At 64.5% G+C, this 544-nt stretch carries 1 protein-coding gene; it reads right to left on the bottom strand.

Annotated features, from left to right (window positions below; all coding sequences use genetic code 11):
• A partial coding sequence (locus U5775_RS39000) for an AMP-binding enzyme (protein WP_322063447.1) occupies window positions 1-544 on the bottom strand: 544 nt, incomplete at both ends.

Raw genomic sequence — 544 nt, 5'->3', positions numbered from 1 at the left:
CAAGCGCGCCACGATCTGCAGGCTCAGGATCGAGTCGCCGCCCAGTTCGAAGAAGTTGTCGTGACGGCCTACGCGTGCAATGCCCAGTACCTCGCACCAGATCGCGGCCAGTGTTGTTTCCGTTTCCCCTTCAGATACTTCGTACTCCGCATCAGATTCGAATTCCGGTTGCGGCAGTGCCTTGCGGTCCACCTTTCCGTTTGGATTGAGCGGCATCGCCTCCAGCACCATGATTACGCCTGGCACCATGTAGTCGGGCAGCGTTTGCGCTAGTGCCTCGCGCAGGGCCGCGACGTCGAGCACTGCTTCCGCACGCCCCGTCACGTATGCCACCAGGCGTGTGCCACCTGCGCCGTCCTGCGCCGTCACCACCGCTTCGCGCACGCCAGCCTGCGCAGCCAGCTGCGCCTCGATCTCGCCCAGTTCGATACGGAAGCCGCGAATTTTGACCTGATGGTCGATGCGGCCCAGGTAGTCGAGCGCCCCCTCCGCATTCCAGCGCGCCAGATCGCCCGTGCGGTACAGGCGTTCGCCTTCGCGGCCG

The organism is Paraburkholderia sp. J63, assembly GCF_905220245.1.
Lineage (GTDB): Bacteria > Pseudomonadota > Gammaproteobacteria > Burkholderiales > Burkholderiaceae > Paraburkholderia.
The sequence above is the reverse complement of the archived record's forward strand: the minus strand, read 5'-3'. Positions and strand labels throughout refer to the sequence as shown.